Annotated in this window: 12 protein-coding genes and 1 pseudogene; 3 read left to right on the forward strand and 10 right to left on the reverse strand. The window is 71.2% G+C overall.

The window, feature by feature from the left end; all coding sequences use genetic code 11:
* Positions 1–3 precede the first annotated feature (3 nt).
* The 6 genes and pseudogenes from OG892_RS22815 to OG892_RS22840 all read right to left on the reverse strand — a co-directional run.
* Positions 4–333, reverse strand: a pseudogene (locus tag OG892_RS22815) (hypothetical protein); the annotation flags it as partial.
* A gap of 155 nt (positions 334–488) precedes the next feature.
* On the reverse strand, positions 489–1106 hold the full coding sequence (locus OG892_RS22820; protein WP_371630142.1) for a pentapeptide repeat-containing protein: 618 nt from the start codon (positions 1104–1106) through the stop codon (positions 489–491).
* A 32-nt stretch (positions 1107–1138) separates the two neighbouring features.
* Positions 1139–1426 carry a hypothetical protein gene (locus OG892_RS22825; RefSeq protein WP_327338334.1) on the reverse strand — a complete coding sequence of 96 codons (288 nt, stop codon included), beginning with the start codon at positions 1424–1426 and terminating at the stop codon, positions 1139–1141.
* Between the two features lie 12 nt (positions 1427–1438).
* On the reverse strand, positions 1439–3775 hold the full coding sequence (locus OG892_RS22830) for a hypothetical protein (RefSeq protein ID WP_371630143.1): 2337 nt from the start codon (positions 3773–3775) through the stop codon (positions 1439–1441).
* The gene (locus tag OG892_RS22835; protein WP_073732912.1) at positions 3772–4155 is read right to left on the reverse strand and encodes a DUF6507 family protein; all 384 of its coding nucleotides are present in this window, start codon (positions 4153–4155) and stop codon (positions 3772–3774) included. Before OG892_RS22835 ends, OG892_RS22830 begins: the two co-directional genes overlap by 4 nt.
* A gap of 167 nt (positions 4156–4322) precedes the next feature.
* The gene (locus OG892_RS22840) at positions 4323–4547 is read right to left on the reverse strand and encodes a hypothetical protein (protein ID WP_024491308.1); all 225 of its coding nucleotides are present in this window, start codon (positions 4545–4547) and stop codon (positions 4323–4325) included.
* Between the two features lie 161 nt (positions 4548–4708).
* On the opposite strand from OG892_RS22840, the gene OG892_RS22845 reads away from it, so the two are divergent.
* Complete coding sequence (locus OG892_RS22845; protein WP_073732911.1) at positions 4709–5092, forward strand: cold-shock protein; 384 nt, start codon at positions 4709–4711, stop codon at positions 5090–5092.
* A 75-nt stretch (positions 5093–5167) separates the two neighbouring features.
* On the opposite strand, the gene OG892_RS22850 is transcribed toward OG892_RS22845, so the two are convergent.
* From OG892_RS22850 to OG892_RS22865, 4 genes are all read right to left on the reverse strand, one after another.
* Positions 5168–6025, reverse strand: coding sequence for a 1,4-dihydroxy-6-naphthoate synthase (locus tag OG892_RS22850; protein ID WP_328865932.1), 858 nt, complete (start codon positions 6023–6025; stop codon positions 5168–5170).
* Positions 6006–6713, reverse strand: coding sequence for a futalosine hydrolase (locus tag OG892_RS22855; RefSeq protein ID WP_371630144.1), 708 nt, complete (start codon positions 6711–6713; stop codon positions 6006–6008). The genes OG892_RS22850 and OG892_RS22855 overlap by 20 nt, the downstream gene beginning before the upstream one ends.
* A gap of 69 nt (positions 6714–6782) precedes the next feature.
* Positions 6783–7265 carry a DUF2771 domain-containing protein gene (locus OG892_RS22860; RefSeq protein WP_073732908.1) on the reverse strand — a complete coding sequence of 161 codons (483 nt, stop codon included), beginning with the start codon at positions 7263–7265 and terminating at the stop codon, positions 6783–6785.
* 27 nt (positions 7266–7292) lie between these two features.
* Positions 7293–8756 carry an MFS transporter gene (locus tag OG892_RS22865; protein WP_371630145.1) on the reverse strand — a complete coding sequence of 488 codons (1464 nt, stop codon included), beginning with the start codon at positions 8754–8756 and terminating at the stop codon, positions 7293–7295.
* 420 nt (positions 8757–9176) lie between these two features.
* On the opposite strand from OG892_RS22865, the gene OG892_RS22870 reads away from it, so the two are divergent.
* On the forward strand, positions 9177–10103 hold the full coding sequence (locus tag OG892_RS22870) for a DUF3027 domain-containing protein (protein WP_079193148.1): 927 nt from the start codon (positions 9177–9179) through the stop codon (positions 10101–10103).
* 278 nt (positions 10104–10381) lie between these two features.
* Positions 10382–13588 (forward strand): sacsin N-terminal ATP-binding-like domain-containing protein, encoded by a 3207-nt coding sequence (locus OG892_RS22875; protein ID WP_371630146.1) that lies wholly within the window; start codon positions 10382–10384, stop codon positions 13586–13588.
* Positions 13589–13773: the final 185 nt, after the last annotated feature.

Consider the following 13773-nt stretch of genomic DNA (forward strand, 5'->3'; position numbering starts at 1 on the left):
GTAAACCAGCATGGTGAGACGGGCCGCGAAGGCTCCCGCGAGCTCTTCGGCCTCGGGGACGCCCGCGGCGGCGCGGGCCTCGACCCACCATGCCGGGCCGTCGCCCGACGGCTCGGCGCCGGGCCCCAGCAGCCGGGTCGCCTCGCCCGGTACCTGGAGCATCAGAGGCACCTCGATCGATACGAGCGGCCGGTCCTCGGCGTCGCACAGCTGAACCACGGCGCCCTCTCCGGTGGTCCCGACCCGGAGGTCCGGGCCGCCGGCGAGCAGGCCCGCCAGGATGCTCAACACGTCTGGCATCCGCTCGGTGAGCGCGATCACGTCCTTGGTCATGCGGTGTTCCCCCTGGGTGGTGCACGGGCCGGTGTCTGTTTTCCCAGACTCGTCGTTCCGTGAGTCGCCGTCCTCGGAACGGGAACGACCGGCTCAGTGAAACCGGTCACCCGCTGCGGAATGTGTGGATTCCGGCCAACGGCTCGTGCAGGGCCCTATTGCGGGGCGCGGCGCGGAGGAACCACTTGTACCTGCCCACCTCGCGCGCCGATCCACGCCTCAAGCTCCGCACCGGCCAGCTCTCGGGACGAATCGCCATTGATGACGGTGATCGGACCGAAAACCGTGCCTGTCAGGCCACGCAGCACGGTGTTGTCATCGACGGTGACCTTGAAGGTGTTCTGGAACAGCACTGCGTCGGTCAGGTCCGCACCCGTCATATCGACGCCGAAGAGCGAAGCCCCCATGATCCGCGTTCCGCGGAAGCTCGCTCCCGACGCGTCGACCCCTTGTAGCGAAGCCTTGACCATGTCGGCACCGTCGAGCCGCGCCGAACGGAGCACGGCCCCGTCAAGATTCGCCCTGACGAGGTCAGCGCCGGTGAGATCAGCGCCGGTCAGATCCGCTGACTGCAGGTCGGCACGGTAAAAAATCGCTCCCGTAAGCCGCACGCCTGCCAGGACCGCCTGGGTGAACCACGCCTTCGTGAAGTCGCCGCCCGAGAGGTCGGCACCCCGGAAGTCGTGCTCGATGCCGTAGAGGCTGTAGCCCTCCTCGGCATCCCATTCCTGCAACTGCCGTGTTGCCTCAGGGTCGGCCGGGTTGTTTTTCACGCGTCCATGATGACGGAAAGTCTCACTCGCAGTTAACCCGGCGGCATTGGCTGCTCCGGGGCGTCATTGAATAGGTAGTCATACATGGCTCGAAGGTAGACCTGCAGCGTTTCCCTGTCGGGGAATTCGATATCGGTCAGCCGCTCATATTCGGCCGGCCCGAAGGAGTCGTCTGACATGATCTGCTCGAACTCTGTGCGGATCAATTCAACGTAGGAATCGCTGAAGCTCAACAGGGTGGGCCTCAGGTCGCCAGTCATCTCATATCCTCGCTCGAGATCCAGATTCACTTTGAGGAAATTCTTGAAGCGTGCGTCCACTGGAGTCCCTCTTTACGGATGGCGGCCGGGAGCCGGGTTGGCGAACATGGTATGCAGGCGGTATTTCCCGTCGGGGAGCAGGCGGTACACGGGAAGGATGGTCCCTCCGTCAAAGTCCACCGGCTTGAATTCATTCAGGTTGGCCGGGTCGCGATAGTAACCCGTGAACCTTTCCTGAGATCCGGGCCCGAGTACGTCCTCGATCGACGTCTCCGTCGGCTCGTTTCCGGTGCGTGCCATTTCTTCGCGGAAATAGGCATCGGCACGCACCATGTCTTCTGCGTTGTCGAAACGCGTCGCGAATGCGCCGACTCGGTGCGAACCACCGCTCACACCGTCCACCGTTGTGCCGGTCAGTGGGTCGATGTTGTTTTCAGATTTGACCAGCCCCGGATAGCTCGAGTTCGGCCCGTACATCTTCGGTGCCCCGCTGCTGTCGCGTAGTACCGTGCCGAGCCGGTCGGTAAGTGCTTGGTCATCCGGACTGAGGTGGCGGCCTGGCGCGTGTCCCTCGCCGCCCTCCCGGTCGTCCAACTCCTTGATGCGCTCGTCGACCGCCTCGGGGTCCATCGGCTGGTCCCGCGCACCGCCTGCCAAATCGCCGGGCGCGTTGTCCTGGCTGCCGGCATCGGCGCTCTCCGGGGCGTCGTGGCCGCCACCGTCACCCTGATGAGGCACGGCGGAGCCGCCGCCCTGGTCGGCGCCGCCCGACGTGGTTGTGTCGCTATGGGAGGAGGTTCCGTGGCCCGGCGTGCCGCTGTCGGTGACTCCGTGGGTTCCGGCGCCGCCGATGCCTGGTGCGGTGTGGTTGTTGTAGGCCGTGTTGCCGCTCGTGCCGCCTGAGGGGTGGGCGGGATTGGCCGCCGAGGGGGCTTCGTGAGTGGCACCGACACCCGCCGGGTGGGAGCCGCCGCCCGGGTGAGCCGAGCCGCTGGGGCCGCTCGCCGAATTCTCCACGTGCCCGGGGCCGCCCGAGCCCTCAAGGACCTTCTCCTTGACCGGAGCGGTCTCGTGCGTACCGGTCAGGTCGTCCTTGTGCGGCTCCCGTACGGGTTCCGTGTCAGGCGCGACGTTGCCGTGTTCGTCCCGGATGACCGCGTCATCGCCGACCACGCGTGTGTTGCCGTTGTGATCGACGTATTCGAGGCCGGGTGTCGTGGGTACCTCGCCCGGGTGCGGCGCGGTGCCGGTGGGGACGTTGCGTGCCATGTCGTCGATGCCCGCCCGGCCGGCCTTGAGGCTCTCCATGAGGTCGCCGACCTTGAGCTTGGTGACGCCCGCGGCCTTGCCGAGATAGCTCATCGGGTCGACGAGCGCACCCGCCTTGCCGAGCGCGGTCACGGCCTCGGCGCCCTTCGCCAGCTTTCCCGCCTTGCCAAGCTTGAGTAACGAGCCCGAACCGATGGTCAAGCCGTTGAACAGCACCGTTCCGAAGGCCCGGGAAGGGTCCTTGTCCCACTCGTCCCACGCGACCAGCGACTTGCCGAAGTTGCGGAGGGCCGCCTTCTGCTTGTCGGTGTCGCTGTGGTCGACCGGGCCGAACATCTTGTCCATCGCCCAGTCGTACGGCGTCAGGAGGTACGCGCTGATGCCACCGAAGACATCGCCGATGCCCGACCACGTCGTCTTGAAGTTGTCCCAGTCGAAGACGTTGAACATGCTGCCCAGGCCCTTGAGCGCGCCCCAGACGCCGTCGACGAAGAACCCCTTCAGCGCACCGCCGACGTTGTCCTTCGTCCACTCCCACGCGGCCCGCAGGCCGGTGTACTCACGCTCGTCGACCGTCCCCCAAGGCGTCTCGTCGGCATCCTTGACGTCGCCTTCCTTGAAGCCGTACATGCCGGCCTTGTGCGAACCGTCGTCAACGACGAAGTGCGTACCACCCACCAGTGAAGTGATCTGGTTGGCCGCGTCGCGTTCGATGCCTTGGAAGGCCACCCACGTTGTGCCGACCTCGTCGACGAGGCGCGCGTTCTCGTCGATCTTGTCCTGGTCCTGCTGCCAGTCGTCGTCGTCCTTGTTGTCCGCGACGAACTTCGCCGCGTCTTCACGGAGCTGGTTCATCCTGGTCACCAGGGGGCGGGCGTTCGACGCGAAACCAGCCAGCGCACCACTGACCGACTCCAGCTTCTCCGCGAACGCGTCCGCTCTGTCCCGGACCGGAATCGTCGAATCGAGCAGTTCTTCCTGCTCGGGGGCGTCATAGACCGGATCCAACGCCTGGAAAGCGGTGTGGACGTCCTTGCCGGTGTCACGAATGCCGGTGGCGGTCGTCTTCAGTGACGCCGCGTGTGTCTCCAGATTCGCCAAGTTGCCCGTGAAGGTCGGTATCTTCCCCGGATCGATCACTTCTCGGGGCCCTTCAGCTCTTCCGGAGTCGGCGCCTTGGAGTACTGCTGCTGCTTGTTCTTCGCCATCTCCAGGTCGCCCTTGAGGTACTCCTCGGTGGCCAGGCGCGCCCCGGTGAGGGACTTCCCCGTCCGGACGGGAAGGAACTTCACATCGTCCAGGGTGCGCTCCTGGAACTCCTGCAACGCCTGAGCCACCGGACCGAACGCACCCCCCTCGGGAATCTCGCTCCCACCCAGAACCATCGTGCCTGCCGACGACGCGGCACCCACGACGCCGTCACCGTAAGCGGTGAACTCCGCCTCGAATCCACCAGCGGCCTCGGCGGTCTTGCTCAGTACGCCACGAACACCGTCCGGCTTGATGTCCCACCCCGTCATGCCAACCCCCGTAGGTCCCCCGGTGGATACGCTTGCCGATCGCGGCCTGTGTGACGCACGCCACCGGCAGGAAGGCTTCATCTCTATCAGGGGATTCGTTGCAGGTGCAACGCATTTCAGGTCAGATGTGCGCCGCCCCGGGAGCGCGGCGCCCCGCCGTCGTGGCCCTACCGCTGCGGTGCCCCCGCCCGTGCCGAGCGGACGACGCCCGCCGCGGCGACCAGGAAGCCGACGCCCATCAGCATGCACACCGCGTACGCGATGGACGGGAACGGTTCGGTGCCGAGGAACAGGGGGGCCATCGTGACCAGGGTCGCCAGGGCGCCGACGAAGAAGATGATCGCGCCGAGCCGGACCAGCAGGTCGCCCGCGCCAGAAGGGGAAGTACTCACCCCGTCAGAGTAGTTCTTTCAGGACACCAGTCCGGATGACCTGCCTTGACGAGGGGTACTTCACCTGTGGAGGCTTCTGCCAGCAGGGGGAGCGCGATCACTGGACGGCCTGACCTGCTGAGGCTTTGTTCCGGCATACGGGTTGAGATGGGGTGCGTGCTTTGCCGACTGGCAAGGTCAAGTGGTTCAACAGCGAGAAGGGCTTCGGCTTCCTCTCCCGCGACGACGGCAGTGACGTCTTCGTGCACTCGTCGGTGCTCCCCACCGGAGTCGACGCCCTCAAGCCCGGTCAGCGCGTCGAATTCGGCGTGGTCGCCGGGCAGCGTGGTGACCAGGCGCTTTCCGTGGCCATCCTCGACCCCACCCCGTCCGTCGCGGCCGCCCAGCGCCGCAAGCCGGACGAGCTGGCGTCGATCGTGCAGGACCTGACGACCGTGCTGGAGAACATCACGCCGATGCTGGAGCGCGGCCGCTACCCCGACAAGGCGGCCGGAGCGAAGATCGCCGGACTGCTGCGGGCGGTCGCGGACCAGCTCGACGTGTGACGTGACGTGACGTGACATGACATGACGTACGGGACCCGGTCTCAGGGACTCGACGTGTGACGTACCGGACCCGGCTCAGCAATAGGACAGCGCGTCCGGTCCGAGGGGCGGTACCAGCCCCTCGGCCGCGGCGCGGGTCAGCAGGCCGCGGATCGCCGCGTAGCCGTCCTCACCGAGGTCCGCGGTGAACTCGTTCACGTACAGGCCGATGTGCTGGTCGGCGACGGCCGGGTCCATCTCCTGGGCGTGTTCCTGGACGTACGGGCGCGAGGCCTGCGGGTCGTCCCACGCCATCCGCACCGACGCGCGCACCGACTCCGCGAGCAGCTTCAGCGTCTCCGCGCCCAGCGAGCGCTTCGCGATGATCGCGCCGAGCGGGATCGGCAGGCCGGTCGTGTCCTCCCAGTGGCGGCCCATGTCGGCCAGGTTGTGCAGACCGTAGTTCTGGTACGTGAAGCGCGCCTCGTGGATGACGAGACCGGCGTCGACCTTGCCGTCCCGTACCGCCGGCATGATCTCGTCGAATGGCATGACGACGATCTCGCCCACGCCGCCCGGCACCGCCTCCGCGGCCCAGAGCCGGAACAGCAGATACGCGGTGGAGCGCTCGCTCGGTACGGCGACGGTCTTCCCCGTCAGGTCCGTGCCCGGCTCCCGTGTCAGGACGAGCGGCCCGCAGCCCCGTCCCAGCGCGCCGCCGCACGGCAGCAGCGCGTACTCCTCCAGGACCCAGGGCAGCACCGCGTACGAGACCTTCAGGACGTCCAGCTCACCGCGCTCCGCCATGCCGTTGGTGATGTCGATGTCCGCGAAGGTGACATCGAGGGCGGGCGCGTCCGGGACCCTGCCGTGTGCCCAGGCGTCGAAGACGAACGTGTCGTTCGGGCACGGCGAGAAGGCGATGCGCAGCGGGTCAGGAGTGGTCGCGGTCATGGTGGGTCGTCCAGCCTTCCAGTACGGGTATGAGCGTGCCGAACGCGTCGGTGAGCGCGGCGAGCGCGTCCCCGATGCGCCAGGCGTCGCGGTCGCGGGGGCCGACGGCGTTCGAGACGGCTCTGATCTCCAGGACGGGCAGGCCGAGTCTGTCCGCCGCCTCCGCGACCCCGAAGCCCTCCATGGCCTCGGCGACGGCGCCGGGGTGCGCGGCGAGGAGGGCGGCGGCGCGCTCGGCGCTGCCGGTCACGGTGGAGACGGTGAGGATGTCGCCGGTCACCGCGTGGGTCGCGGCGGTCACCGCGCGGACCAGGGAGCGGGGCGGGAAGTGCCAGACCCGGCCGAAGCCGAGATCGGTGACGGGCACGAAGCCGGCGGGGGTCTCGGCGCCCAGGTCCGCCGCACCGATGCGGCCGGCCACGACGAGTGAGCCGACCGGGGCGAGGCCGGTGAAGCCGCCTCCGATGCCCGCCGAGATCACCAGGTCATAGCGGTCGGCGGCCAGGGCGAACGCGGCGGAGGCCGCCGCGGCGGCCGGTCCCGCACCGCCCGCGAGGACGTCGAGGGGGCCCGCCCGGTGGATCTCCGCGCCCGGCACCCGGCGCACCGACACCTCGGAGCCGCCCCCGGACGCACGCGTGACCGCGTCCCGTTCCACCGGGACTGCGGTCACGACGAGCACGCGCACGGGAGGGGCCTCCGAGGAAGCGTCAGGAGGGGAAGCGACAGGAGAGTGAGCGACAGGAGGGAGGGTGGGTCAGCTGGTCTTCTTGAGCTCGAAGTGCCAGATGCCCAGCAGCTCCTTGCCCTTGGTCTCCACGATGCTGACCTGCGTCTTGTCCGCGGTGGCCTCGCCGGTCTGGCTGGCGAAGAAGGCGCTGCCCGGGATGGACCGGTAGGTCTTCTTGAACGGCTCCTGCTCGGCCTGCTGGCCGTTGATGAAGAGCGTCCAGCCGTTGTCCGAGACGGACGGGTCGACACCGAAGTGGACCTTGTCGTCCATGGCGACCTTGACGGTCTTGTCGGCCTTCTTGTTGAGGCAGCCCTTGATATCGCCCTGCTTGAGGGCCTTGCCGTCGTTGTAGCAGGACGCCTCGGTGTGCACCGAGTTGTCGCCGACCGTCACGGTGGCGAGTGGCGTCGGCTTGTCGCAGGCGGAGAGGACAAGGAGTCCCGCGGACACGGCACCAAGAGCGACGCCGATTCGACGGCCCTTACCGGAGAAGAACGCAACGGTCATGGGCCGAAGGCTATCGGTCGCTCCGGCTCATGCCACGCGGGGGTGCGGCGAGCCGCGCCGCGCGGCTCCCAGCAGCCCCCGTACGGAGGCCGCCGCACCGAGCGCGAGGATGCCCGCGGCGACCGCCATGCCCAGTACGCCGTTGAGGGGCAGCGAGATCCCGATCGCGCCGCCCACCACCCACGCCATCTGGAGCAGCGTCTCGGAGCGGGCGAAGGCCGAGGTGCGCACCTCCTCCGGCACGTCGCGCTGGATCATCGCGTCCAGCGACAGCTTCGACAGGGCCTGGGTGAAGCCCGCCATGGCCGCGAGCGCGGCGACCATGACCGTGCTGAAGAAGGCCGCGGCCAGTACGGCGACGCCCAGCGCCAGGCCCAGCACGGAGGCGATGATGATCTCCGGGCCGCGGGCCCTGAGCCAGGAGCCGACCGCCGTGCCCAGCGCGTTGCCCGTCCCGGCCGCCACGCCGACGATGCCGAGCGAGATCGCGGCGCTCTGCCCGGAGAGCGGCTGCTCGCGCAGCAGGAACGCCAGGAAGAAGATCAGGAAGCCGGAGAGCGCGCGGTGCGCGGCGTTGGCCTGGAGCCCGTGCAGGACGGCCGGGCCGACCGAACGCAGCCCCGGCCGCTTCTCGCCGTTCCTCGACCCGAACCTCCTTTTCCTCCCGGTCCCGGGCGTGGCGTCCTTACGGAGTGGCTCCTTGCGGGGCGGCTCCTTGTGGAGTGGGTCCGGCCGGACGGTGCCCTCGTCGTGCGGGTGCACCAGGCGCGCCTTGCGTTCGCCCTTCGCCGAGTCCACCTTGGGCGGCAGGGTGAAGGCGAGGATCGCGCCGCCGACGAAGATCGCGGACGCGCCGTAGAGCGGCCACGGCGGGCCGATCGTCTGGAGCCCCGCCCCGATGGGAGCGGCCGCACCCGTCGCGAGGAGACCGGCGAGGGTCACCCGTGAGTTCGCCTTCACCAGCGAGAAGCGGGGTGGCAGCAGGCGCGGCACGACGGCGCTGCGCACGACTCCGTACGCCTTCGAGCAGACCAGGACGCCCAGGGCGGCCGGATACAGCTCCAGGCCGCCGGTGGCGACCGCGCCCGACATGGTGAGCGCCAGCAGCGCACGGGCCAGCATGGAGCCCGCCATCGCCGCGCGGCGGCCGTGCGGCAGACGGTCCAGGAGCGGGCCGATGACCGGGGCGAGGACGATGAACGGCGCCATGGTGACGGCGAGGTACAGCGCGACCCGGCCGCGGGCCTGGTCAGTCGGTACGGAGAAGAACACCGTGGACGCCAGTGCGACGGTGATCATCACGTCACCCGCGCCGTTCACCGCGTGCAGCTCGATCAGCTTGCCGAGACCGGATTCCCCCGCCCCGTGGGCGTGCGTCGCCTTCCGGATGCCGCGGGCGGTCCCGGTGAACGGGGAGCGCAGGGCATGACCGAGCGTCCGGCCCGTCCTGCGGAGCGGGCCGGGTCCGTCGTGCGACCTGGCAGAAGCCACTTGGTCATAGTGCCCCAGGACCAGTCGTCACGAACCGGTACGGGCGCGGGACGCGGCGCGCGACGCCCCGTCGGGTCAGTGACGGGCCAGGTCGCAGCGGGTGCGGGCCCGGCGGATACGGATGGCCGGACAGCGCCCTTTACACGGGACACGGCACCGGATACGGCGTTGTTTGGGACGGGCAGGTGGGCGGGAAGCGGCGGAGAGGGTAGCGTGCGTAGCGCGCCACCGGCGGTTGTTCTTGGCCGCGCGCCTCTCGGTGATCCCGCAGAATGGATTGCAGAAGGTGCGCCCGAGGCAGGCACAACGGGTGTGGACGTCGACGCGGCCCCCAGGTCCGCTCCGCCCGCAACCGAATGGCTGAAATCGATGGATGTGCTGGCGCGCTCGTGAGACTGGCGTAGGAGAGAAGCGAGACCTGTGAGTGCTGCGACGACGAGAAGCCGTACGGCCCGTACCCCTGTTCCCGACCGTTTGTGCGCCGAGGCCGTAGACCTCGCCCGCGCGGCGGCCGAGGAGGCAGCCGCGCCAGGGGTCGTGGGTGAGCATGTGGCCGTGGTCCCCGAGGGGGACCGGGTCGTCACGCACTACTTCGAGTGCAAGGACCCTGCCTACCGGGGCTGGCGCTGGGCGGTGACGGTCGCCAGGGCCTCCCGGGCGAAGAACGTCACGCTGGACGAAACGGTGCTGCTGCCGGGCGACGAGGCGCTGCTCGCGCCGGAGTGGGTGCCGTGGAGCGAGCGGCTGCGGCCGGGCGACATGGGGCCGGGCGACCTGCTGCCCACCGAGGCGGACGATCTCCGGCTGGAGCCCGGTTACACCGGTGACGACGAGCCGCCGCCCAACTCCCCGGTCTCCGGTGAGCTGGCCGAGCTCGTCGAGTCGGAGGACGCGGAGCTGACGACGCGCCCGGGGACCCCGCGGCGGGGTTCGATCGCGTCCGTGGCGGACGAGCTCGGGATGCGGCGTGCGCGGGTGCTGTCGCGGTACGGGCTGTACGCGGCGGCCGACCGCTGGGACGAGGGGTTCGGCGCGAAGACGCCGATGGCCCAGGCGGCTCCGGCCACCTGTGTGTCCTGCGCCTTCCTGGTGCCGCTGGCGGGTTCGCTGAAGCAGGCCTTCGGGGTGTGCGCGAACGAGTTCGGTCCGGCGGACGGGCATGTGGTGTCCCTGTCGTACGGCTGCGGTGGGCATTCGGAGGCCGCGGTGATGCCGAAGCCGCCGAAGCCGGCGCCGCACGCGCTGGACACGATGCAGGTGGACGAGTATCCGCTGCGTCCGGCGCGGGATTCCGGCTCCGTGCCGGCGGAACCGGACGAGCCGTCGGAGGACCTCGGCCACTCGTAGGCGGTGGCCGGCGCGCGGTTCCCTGCGGGCGCGGGCTGCCCCGGAGCAACGGTTCCGTCCTCAATCGCCGGACGGGCTTGATCTGGCCGGACGGGCTTCGTCTGTGCGGCCCGCTCCGGCGCAGCGCCTTGTCCTCAATCGCCGGACGGGCTTGATTTGGGCACCCCCAGCCCGTCCGGCGATTGAGGACAAGGCCCCACCCCCGGGGACCCGGTAGCTTCGGGACGCACACTTGGCGGCACGGGGACCCGTAACCGGAAGAGGGAGTCAGCGTGAGCATGAATGCGACCGAGGGGGCCGACCCGTTCGGCACCGCACGGCTGCGGCGCCGCGTGCTCGACGCCTGGGGCGCCGGCCCCGCCCGCTTCCGGGAGGACGCCAACGCCGAGGAGGACCTCGCGCTCGGCGGCTACCGCGACCGCCTCGTCGTCGAGCTCGCCCAGAACGCCGCCGACGCCGCCGCCCGCGCCCAGGCCCCCGGCCGGCTCCGGCTCACCCTGCACCCGGCGACCGCGACCGCCCCGGCGGTCCTCGCCGCCGCGAACACCGGCGCGCCGCTGGACGCTACCGGGGTGGAGTCGCTGTCCACGCTGCGGGCGTCCGCCAAGCGCGAGGGCCACGAGGGGGCCGTCGGCAGGTTCGGCGTCGGGTTCGCCGCCGTGCTCGCGGTGAGCGACGAGCCCGCCGTCATCGGCCGGCACGGCGGCGTGCGCTGGTCCCTGGCCGAGGCCCGTGACCTCGCCCGGGACGCCGCCGTCGGCAGCCCCGGGCTGGGCGACGAGTTGCGCCGCCGCGACGGACACGTACCGCTGCTCCGGCTCCCGCTGCCCGCGGAGGGCACCGCGCCGGACGGCTACGACACCGTCGTCGTGCTGCCGCTGCGCGACGGCGTCGCGGAGGACCTGGTGGGCCGGCTGCTCGCCGCCGTGGACGACGCGCTGCTGCTCACACTGAGCGGACTCGACGAGATCGTCATCGAAACCCCGGACGCCGTAAGGACGTTGAGCCGCTCCCAGCAGGGCCCGTACGTCAACGTCGACGACTCGGCGCACGGTACGAACCGCTGGCGCACCGTCGCCCGGCACGGCCCCGTGGAGCCCGCCCTGCTCGTCGGCCGCCCGCTGGAGGAACGGCTGCGCCCGCACTGGTCGGTGACCTGGGCCGTCCCGGTGGACGCGGAGGGCGCCCCGGTGCGCCCCCGTACCGCACCCGTCGTGCACGCGCCGACGCCCACCGACGAACCGCTCGGCGTCCCCGCGCTGCTCATCGCGTCGCTGCCGCTCGACACCACCCGCCGCCACCCCGCGCCGGGCCCGCTCACCGACTTCCTGGTGCAGCGCGCGGCCGACGCGTACGCCGAACTGCTCGCCGACTGGCAGCCGGTCTCCACCGCCACCATCGCGCTCGTGCCCGGACCGCTCGGCAAGGGCGAGCTGGACGGTGCGCTGCGCGCCGCGATCCTGGAGCGGCTGCCGCGCGTCGCGTTCCTGGAGCCCGCCGCGCCGCGCGACCCGGCGGCCGAGCCCGACCGCTGGGACAGCTGGGACGCCGGGACCGAGGAGGGCCGAAAGGCCACCACCGCGCTGCGGCCGCTGGAGGCCGAGGTGCTGGAGGGGGTCGGCGCCGGGACCGTCGCGGTGCTGGCGGAGGTGCTGCCCTGCCTGCTGCCCGCCGGTCTGGAGCGCCGCGTCGAGCTGCGCACGCTCGGCGTCGCCCGGGTGCCGCTGACCGAGGCCATCGACCGGCTCGCCGGTCTGGAGCGCGACCCGGTCTGGTGGCGGCGGCTCTACGACAGCCTGTCCGGCATCGACCCGGACCGGCTCTCCGGGCTGCCGGTGCCGCTCGCCGGTACGGAATCCCGGGGCGGGGACCCCGACGCCCCGGCCGTCCCCCGCACCACCATCGGCCCCCGGCAGATCCTGCTGCCGCTCCCGGACGCGCTGACCGGGCCGGTCCTGGACCGGCTCGCCCGGCTCGGGCTGAAGGTCGCCCACCCGGACGCCGCGCATCCGCTGCTGGAGAAGCTGGGCGCCCTGCCCGCCACCCCGCGCGCCGTGCTGACGACCCCGCAGGTGCGGGCCGCCGTCGCCGGTTCGCTGGACGCGGGCGAGATCTGGGACGAGGACGCGCTGGACGGCGAAGAGCTGGTGGACACCGTCCTCACGCTCGTCCGGGACGCGGACCTGGTGCCCGGCGACGAGCCCTGGCTCGGCGCGCTGGCCCTGCCCGACGAGGACGGCGAGCCCGCCCCCGCCGGTGAACTCGTGCTGCCCGGAAGCCCGTTCGCCACCGTCATGCGCGAGGGCGAACTCGCCCTGTGCGACGAGGAGCTGGCAGAGCGCTGGGGCGAGCAGCCGCTCACCGCCTGCGGGGTGCTGGCCACGTTCGCACTGGTGCGGGCCACCGATGTGGTGCTGGACCCGGACGAACTGGAGCCCCGCGACGGCGACTTCGCGGAGTCCGACGACGCCGGGCTGCTCGACGCCGTGGACGTCTGGTGCGAGGACATCCTCGACCAGCTCCCGGACACCGTGGTGCCGCCCGTCGCCACCGAGCTCGTCGCCGTCCGCGACCTCGACCTGGTCGACGACGACGCCTGGCCCCAGGCGCTCGCGATGCTGGCCCGCCCCCCGCTGCGCGACGCCCTGACCCAGCCGGTGCGGGTGCTCCTGCCGGACGGCACCACGCAGTCCGTGCGCCCGTACACCGCCTGGTGGCTGCGGGACCATCCGGTGCTGGACGGCCGCCGCCCGGCGGGCCTGCGCGCCGACGGGGGCGATCCCCGGCTGGCGGGCCTGTACGACCCCGCCGACGCCACCGGCTTCGACGACGCCCAGGTGCTGCGCGCCCTCGGGGTGCGGACCTCGGTCGCCGCCCTGCTGGACGAGCCCGGCGGTGCGGCCGAACTCCTGGGCCGGCTCGCGGACGCGGACCGCCAGGTCGGGCCCGTACAACTGCACTCCCTGTACACCGCCCTGGCCGAGCTGGACCCGGAGCAGGTCACGCTGCCGGACGAGCTCCGGGCCGTGGTCGACGGCGAGGTGCGGGTGGTCGACGCGGCGGACGCGGTGATCGCGGACGCCCCCGATCTGCTCCCGCTGACCGGGGGGCTGCCGCTGCTGCCGGTCGCCCCGGCGAACGCGGCGGAGCTGGCCGAGCTGTTCCAGGTGCGGCGGCTCGGCGAGAGCGTCGAGGCGGAGGTGACGTCCGAGGGCGAGGAGCACCGGGTCCCGGAGTCGGTGCGTGTCCTGCTGGGCCCCGGCACCCCGGACACGTACGTCGAGCACGGCGAACTGCGCGCGGGCGGCGTCGAGCTGGACTGGCGCCGCACCCCGGACGGCACCGTGCACGCCGCCACCCTGGAGGGCGTCGCGGCGGGCCTGGCCTGGGCGGCGGGCCAGTGGCCGCGCCGCTTCGAGGTCGCGGCGCTGCTGGAGGACCCGTCCCGCACCGCGGAACTGGCCCGGGACCGCTGGTTCGACTGACCGCCCCGGTCCCGGTCCCGGCTCCCGCCCAAGCCCCGCGATTTCGGGGGCCTTCGCAGAATCTTCATATTCGCAGGCAACCCTTCACATACGTCGGCTGTCTGGTCTGTTGAGCCACTCCGGCTCAACAGACCGATCGGCCCCGCCGGTGCGCCTGCGCGCCAGGGGCCCCTTTCCCACAGGGA

It is taken from the genome of Streptomyces sp. NBC_00341, assembly GCF_041435055.1.
Taxonomy (GTDB): Bacteria; Actinomycetota; Actinomycetes; order Streptomycetales; family Streptomycetaceae; genus Streptomyces.

Bases quoted from the DNA above. Each gene is read 5' to 3' on its own strand.
- OG892_RS22875 (WP_371630146.1), top strand. From the start codon at position 10,382: ATGAATGCGACCGAGGGGGCCGACCCGTTCGGCACCGCACGGCTGCGG.
- OG892_RS22835 (WP_073732912.1), bottom strand. From the start codon at position 4,155: ATGACGGGGTGGGACATCAAGCCGGACGGTGTTCGTGGCGTACTGAGC.
- OG892_RS22860 (WP_073732908.1), bottom strand. From the start codon at position 7,265: ATGACCGTTGCGTTCTTCTCCGGTAAGGGCCGTCGAATCGGCGTCGCT.
- OG892_RS22850 (WP_328865932.1), bottom strand. From the start codon at position 6,025: ATGACCGCGACCACTCCTGACCCGCTGCGCATCGCCTTCTCGCCGTGC.